The organism is Candidatus Kryptobacter tengchongensis, from assembly GCF_001458555.1.
Classification (GTDB): domain Bacteria; phylum Bacteroidota; class Ignavibacteria; order Kryptoniales; family Kryptoniaceae; genus Kryptonium; species Kryptonium tengchongense.
On sequence record NZ_CZVH01000100.1, the window covers coordinates 1 to 7,130 of the forward strand.

At 37.1% G+C, this 7,130-nt stretch carries 7 protein-coding genes; all 7 read right to left on the bottom strand.

The genetic code is table 11. From position 1 onward, the window contains the following. Window positions 1-191: 191 nt before the first annotated feature. Entirely contained in the window at window positions 192-1,028 is an 837-nt protein-coding gene (locus AT685_RS07750) for an ABC transporter permease (RefSeq protein ID WP_072152194.1), read from the bottom strand. 1 nt (window position 1,029) lies between these two features. Then, window positions 1,030-1,470, bottom strand: coding sequence for a nitrous oxide reductase accessory protein NosL (locus AT685_RS07755; RefSeq protein WP_072152195.1), 441 nt, complete (start codon window positions 1,468-1,470; stop codon window positions 1,030-1,032). Continuing rightward, window positions 1,467-2,366 (bottom strand): ABC transporter ATP-binding protein, encoded by a 900-nt coding sequence (locus AT685_RS07760; protein ID WP_072152196.1) that lies wholly within the window; start codon window positions 2,364-2,366, stop codon window positions 1,467-1,469. Before AT685_RS07760 ends, AT685_RS07755 begins: the two co-directional genes overlap by 4 nt. Continuing rightward, the gene (gene nosD, locus AT685_RS07765) at window positions 2,353-3,759 is read right to left on the bottom strand and encodes a nitrous oxide reductase family maturation protein NosD (protein WP_072152197.1); all 1,407 of its coding nucleotides are present in this window, start codon (window positions 3,757-3,759) and stop codon (window positions 2,353-2,355) included. The genes AT685_RS07760 and nosD overlap by 14 nt, the downstream gene beginning before the upstream one ends. Further along, window positions 3,756-4,382 (bottom strand): hypothetical protein, encoded by a 627-nt coding sequence (locus tag AT685_RS07770; protein ID WP_072152200.1) that lies wholly within the window; start codon window positions 4,380-4,382, stop codon window positions 3,756-3,758. The genes nosD and AT685_RS07770 overlap by 4 nt, the downstream gene beginning before the upstream one ends. A gap of 70 nt (window positions 4,383-4,452) precedes the next feature. Then, window positions 4,453-6,342, bottom strand: coding sequence for a Sec-dependent nitrous-oxide reductase (gene nosZ / locus AT685_RS07775; protein WP_072152198.1), 1,890 nt, complete (start codon window positions 6,340-6,342; stop codon window positions 4,453-4,455). 22 nt (window positions 6,343-6,364) lie between these two features. After that, a partial coding sequence (locus tag AT685_RS07780) for a c-type cytochrome (protein ID WP_234696271.1) occupies window positions 6,365-7,130 on the bottom strand: 766 nt, incomplete at its 5' end.

Genomic DNA, 7,130 nt, shown 5'->3' on the forward strand with positions numbered 1-7,130 from the left:
GTTTGCTCTGATTTTTTCACCTGTTCAAGAAGATTTAAAACCACATTTTTTACAGCGATGTTGTCATTATACTGCTTTTCACAGGTTGTTTTCCAGTCTTTTTGTCCCTGTGCGAGTGAAATTGTGAGAATTAAAATTAAACTTGTCAAGATAAAAGTCGCCTTCTTCATTTTTCCTTCCTCCGGTTTTGTTTAAGTTATGTCCTGTTTTGAAAAAATTTTAATTGATAAAAAGACAGAAAAAACAAACCATAACATCAAATCAAGGATTAAAACAGTGTAAGTTTGCAAACTTCCGCCAAGAAATTTCAAAAATGCTGCACCAGCTGGACCAAAAATTTCCGGTTGATTCAAAGTTATCAAACTTAACACACGAACAATATCAACTGGATTACCAAGAAGAGATAACATAGCAAAGGTTGCTGCAACTTTACCCCTTAAAAGTGTTGTTGCACCAATTATCACAAGATCATAGAAAATTAGAAAGATAAACCAAGCGAGGACAGAGATCCCAAAAGCTCGCCCACGCTGTCTTGCGATCACAGAAATTAAAGATGAAATCCCAATAAAGATAAAAGCAAGAAAATTTGACAACAAAACAAAAACAAGATACCTGAACACACCATCGGAACCAACCCTCATCAAAATTATGAAACCACTTATCCCAAACCCCAGCGATGTTGATGTAAAAATAACAACCAATAGACCAAGCAATTTCCCAAGGTAAATTTCCCAACGATTTAATGGCTGTGCAAAAATTAGCTCATTCAACCTCCCATCACCCGAAAAACTCATAACGCCAATGATAAGAGAAATAAGCGGAATGATATACAAAACAAGATTAAGCAAACTCAATGTCGTCCTTGAAAAATCTTGCATACTCCCAGTATAACCGCTCGCAGTTAAACCAAAATAAGAAATGCCCAAAACAAGAATCGTGAAAATGATCGTGAAAATATGCGTCCACTTATTCCTGACACCAATGATGATCTCCGACTCGGCGATCGTGTAAATTGAGTTCCAAGACATATCACTTTAAAATTTTGATTTCAAGCTGTTCATATGGAAATTCCTCTCCACCGTATTCATTTAAAAATTTTTCAACCGATTCCCTTGTTTTAAATGTCACAATGAAATAATTCATTGGGGTTTGGATTTTTTCAGACCTGACAAAATACGCATTTTCAATTCTCACCCATTCATTTGTATAAAAATCACGCACAAACATAACAGAGCCATTTGGCAATTCACGCATCTTTTTGAACTCAATCATACAACCAATGTCATCAAACTTATAAACCTCTCCAGCTGGGGTGATTATCTCCGTAGCAAAATTAAGCTGCGATATAGCCATCTTACAAAGATAACAAATATCATGTGGCTCAATCTCCTCGGGTTTAATCTCCTTTGAACAGGAGTAAACTAAAAGTGCTAAAATTGAAACGATAATTGTCTTAATTTTTGGGCTCATGTTCTTCCATTAATTTTTTGATAAATCGCCTCAAATGATTGACTTGATGTTTGAAAGTTTTCAATTTGTGCCCCGCTCTTATAAAGATTGAAAATCACATCAAGAATTTTATTTGACTCCGCTTTTATAATCATGCTCGTTCCATTTCTGCTGACCTCAATCGCCCCTGAATCATAAGCAAGCTTTACAAACCCATCATCCATATTCTTAACGACAAGATAAACCTTTGACTCAAACTTCAATTTCTTTTTAAGCTCCGATGCGCTTTCAAAAGTTATCAATCTGCCGTTAACAAGGATTCCAACTTTATCTGCAAGTTCATCAACTTCGTTTAAAAGGTGAGTTGTAAACAAAATTGTCTTCCCATCTTTTTTCAGCTGGGAAAGCAACGATTTAAACCTCATAACGCCTTCGGGGTCAAGACTTAAAGTTGGCTCATCAAGGATTAAAATTGGAACTTCGGGCATAATAGCGAGCGCTATCCCAAGACGCTGAACATTTCCACCAGAGAGTTCATTAGCATACTTGCCAAGTAAATCTTTCAAATCAAGCATCTCAATCACATATTCAACTCTTTTAACTGGCAAATCCCTCAACTTTCTGAAAAACTCAAGTATTTCTATAACTTTCAAACTCTCATATAAAGAAATTCTTTGCGGGAGAAAGCTTAAATAACTTCTCGCTCTTTTCGGCTCGGATAAAACATTTACACCATTTATGTAAATCTCACCTTCATCTGGGATTATAAGCCCAACTATTGATTTAAGCGTGGTTGTTTTCCCGCTTCCATTTGGACCAAGCAAAACAACTGTCTCATTTTCATTCACATTAAAGCTTACCCCATCTACCGCGACAGTATCTTTATAACGCTTTTTTAAATTTTTAACCGAAAGCATAAATTTTTCGCAACCTTTTTGATTTCATGACAAGAGTTAAAAACGGAATAAAAATGCACAAAGTTATGAAACTAACACTCACAAATGCGATTCTTTCTTTCTCCAACTTTTCAATTTTTCCCCTTTTGACAAGATAAGAAAGATCTGGAAGATCAACTTTTTTCATCAAAGGATGTTCATCGTAAATTTTGAATGATTTTATAATCGGCATCGCTCTTTCCGCAAGTTCAATTGCTTTCGCAGACGGACTTGAAAGATAAAGTTGAATTATCGGATACTTACCCTGAATATATTCAAAAACATTTGTCAATCTGAACCTTACATCCCCAACCCCATCATCATCAAGATCGTAGCCAAGATAACCATCCCAGTAATTTCCTTTACCCTCGTAGCTAAATAAAGTTGTCTTTGGATTTCCTATAGTTCTTATCAAAGCGAGATTTCCGATGAAGTTGTTTTCGTAAATTTTATCATAATTTGCGCTTGCAAATAGAACAATGGCAAGGTCATTGTTTTGAATTAGATTTCTTCTAATCACATTGTAATTTGTGCCCTCAAAGTGAAGCCCTATTGAATTATCAAGCACATAGTTTTCTTCAGCAACGCAATAATCACACGATTGAAGCAAAAGCCCGTATGAGCTAAACCCTCTATTTCTCGCAAAGATATTTCTTTTAAAATAAATATGCCTTGAATACATAACCGCCCCACCGACGACATTGTCTATAAAAACATTTTCCTCAAATGAATTTGAATCCGAAAACATATAATGAATTCCATATCTCAAATCGGTCGCATAATTTCGCCTTATAAAATTATTTGACGCTTCCTGAATATACATCCCATCTCTTACCTTCGTAATGAAATTTTCCTCAATAAGATTACCTCGTGAATTCCAAATATGAAGTCCGCTTCCACGCTCCCCAATCCCAAGATAAGGTCTTCCAATTATCGTATTATGTCTGACAACATTGTTGTTTGAAGCAAAGAAATAAATACCAAATAAAATATCTTCAAGCAAATTATTTTCAACTTTATTATAAGATGCCGATTTGAGCAAAATTCCAGAATCTTCTTTTTGGAGAAGATTTCCACCACCAGTAATTTTAAAACCATTGATAACGCATGAGTCAGCAAGAACTGTTACAGTGCTTCCCCAGTTTTCACCCTTTATCCATGGCCTGCCTATCCCAATTAAAACAATAGGTTTATCAATAAATATGTTTCCGTAGTATTCCCCTGGATAAACATAAATTGTGTCGTGTGGTTTAGCAACTGCAAGAGCATCCTTTATGCTTTTAAAATCATATTTTCCCCCAACTTTTAAAACTTCAGCGTTAAGCAAACCAAAAGAAAACAGAAAAAAGAAAATATGTTTAAAAAATTCCCTCACGACTTAACTTCCTTTGATGTTAAAATCAAAGCTATTATAAGCGTAACGATCGTCAAAAACATTCCAATTGTCCCAAGAGACGGATAACTGTAAACGGTAAATTGAGATATTAATTTTTTCCCAAAAAGTGGAGGCGTGAATGGTTGAACTTTTATAGGTGCATCTGGAGCAAGGTTGTGTCCGTAGGTGTATAATTTGTTATAAAAATCAAGAATTGAGAAAAACCCAACATAAAAATACATTACAATTAAATCAACAAGGGTTGATACCTTACCAAGCACAACTGCTCTTAATGTTAACAATCCAAGAGCCCCAAAAACAAATGGAAGATATGTAAATTCAGCAAAATCACTTTGAGATAGCGGTTTCATTCCAATGTAATGGTTAAGGGTATTGATCTCCCTGAGATCATCTCTGCCGGCAGTTTTCCCACCTTCAAGCTTGTAAGAGTAAATGTAAAGTTTTAAACCATCCGGATAAAAAGTTGCAAAAAATTGCATCCTCCACAAGGGGAAAATAAAAACTGAAACCAAAAATATAACGGAGATTAAAACTAAAATCCTTGAACGAAGGTTTAAAGGTGTGTCCTGAAGTTTTTCCCACTTTTGAATTATTTCCTTCATTTTTATATGTTCCACTTTATTTTCTATCAAGTGGGGTGACCTTTTAAAAGGTCACCCCAAAATGTTTAATTTACTTTTGTGCTATACCAGCGCCACCCTTTGGCTTAACAAGCAGATAACCTTGCATCTCCTGATGCAACGCGGAACAGAAGTTAGTGCAATAGAATGGGAATACACCTGGCTTGTTTGCAACAAATTCTATTGTCTTCGTCTCGCCAGGATCTACAACAACATTTATATCATATTCACAAATGGCAAATCCGTGAAGTTCATCTGTCGTCTGTTCAATGTTTGTCAGGTGAATTATAACTTTATCACCCTGATTCGCTTCAATCTTCCACGGCTGGAATCTTGATCTTACTGCAATCATCCAGACTTCAACTGTATTCCCTTTTCTTACCACTTTTGCATCTTTCTCATCCCAGATCGCATTCGGATCCTTATTGTCAATTCCTTTTTGATAAACCTCAATAACTTTATCTTTTAGTTTGTCGGCTCGGATTGCTTGTGCATAATGCGGTTCTGGCTCAGTAAACGCATCATAGAGCAATCTCATCTTCTCACCGGTTATATCAATTAACTGCGATGCTTCAGGCTGTGATGGACCAACAGAAAGATGTCTTCCGTGTGAAAGCTTATTTAAAGCAATCACATACTTTCCAGCTGGATGTTTTGTATCTCCCTCTGGGACGCAAAGATGACCGATATTATATGCAATAGGGATCTTATCTACAACTTCCCAGGTTCCAAGTTTCCACTTTGCAATAGCACTTTCAACGAAAAGTGATGTGTAAGCATAACCTTTATCATCAAATTGAGTGTGAAGTGGACCAAGTCCAACTGAAACTTCTGCTTCACGGACGCTTTCATATCTTAAAACTGGTATTCCATCCTCCTCACCAACGAAATCTTTATTTTCAATCGCCTTCAACATTTTTTCAAAGTTATAAACCGTCGTTATACTCTGTAACTTTCCACTTCCAACAATCCACTTTCCATCAGGGCTGACATCAACACCATGCGGTGACTTTGCACAGGGCATAAGGTAAACAACACCTGGTGCCTCCTTCGGATCAATAACTCTAACACCGGAGATAAGTTTATATTTTCCAGCCTTGAGGTATTCCTCGGCTTTCTTCCAATTAACAGCGGCAATGTAATCACGGTCGTTCTGAGAAGCCGTAATCTCAAGTATTCCAGTTGCTCTTTCAGAGTTGTAGCATGTCCAGAAAACCCAACCATGGCTTGGTCCCTTACCCGCATCGCCGAGGTCAAAGTTAAACGGTGGCATCAAAACTTGAAATCCATGCTTTTCATCCATTCTCATCTCACCTGTTTTGGGATCAACCTCAACAAGTGCAACTATACCATGATACTTCTTAGCATATTCTTCAACTGGAACATAAGTTCCCTTTGGAACAGGAACAGAAAATCTCGTCGCAATTGTAACATATTCAGTGTTTTCAGTTACAAATGTTGAACCATGGTTACCTGAAAGATTCGGAATTGGACCGAGAATTTGCTTTACTTTGAAATCCCGCAAATCAATTCTCGCAATGCGGTTATTTGCATTATCATTGATGAATAACCATCTCCCGTCATAATCTCCGTTTGTTTCACTTAACGCTGGATGGTGCGCATCTCCCCAGGTGTAACCACCGAGCATCTCTTTTGTTTCCTTGTCAAAACCATAACCTGTAGATGGATAAGGTGTAAAGACAGGGATTGTGCAAATGTGTCTCATTGATGGAATTCCTGCAACGAAAATCTGCCCTGAATGACCGCCCGAATAGAAAAGATAAAATTCATCAAGATCACCAGGTGGAACATAAGTTGCAAGAGCAGCTTCAGCTGCTTCGCCTTTTACAGCTTCTTTACCAGGTTTGCAGCTGTGGAAAACAATTGCCACAGCAATGAAGGTAATTAAAATTCCGAGAGCAACTTGAATTTGCCTTTTCATAGCTTTACGCCTCCTTTAATTTTTAAGGTTTTGATGTTAACTGTTGTTTGCGATATTTCTCATACGCTTTTGTCAAAAGCTCAACCACTTGAGCTTTCTCCTCATCACTTAGCATAATCTGACTTCCAAGGACAATTGACATCGTTCCAGTAGGTTCCTTAATGAAGTTTTCAAGCGTTTTCCCAAATCTGCTTGGGACATCTTCAACAGCATTGCTAAGGTCAGGACCAATTTTTGCAGCTGATTCAATCCCAAATACAGAAATTGAATGACACACAAAACAACCTTTATTCACAAAGAAGGCGCCTTCCCCTTCTCTCATTTGCCTTTCCTTTTCAATTTCCTCAGGCGTTGGCAAATCAGCAAGAGCAGTGTAAGATTGCGGATAATACTCGGGGGGAAGATTAACCTTCTTCCAACTTAACATTAAAAGAGTTAAAGCGATAGCCTCTCTTGATGTAAATCCCATCTCAGGCATTATACTTTCAGGCGAGACCATTTTTGGATTTTTAAAATGAGCAACATGCCAAGCAAAGACAGACTTTTTCCCACCAACCCTTGAATAATCAAATTGTTCAGGAGATTTATCACCTTCATAAGTCAAATCAGGACCAATTACACCACCACGACCGTTAATTTTGTGGCATGCACGACATCCCTTTTCCTTAATAAGTTTTTTAGCATAATTGATGTAATCCGCCCCCGGAGTTAAACTATCATAGCGATGACATATGTTACAATTCATCTGTAATAAAACTTTTTTATCTGGAGGTCTATAAATATCTTCA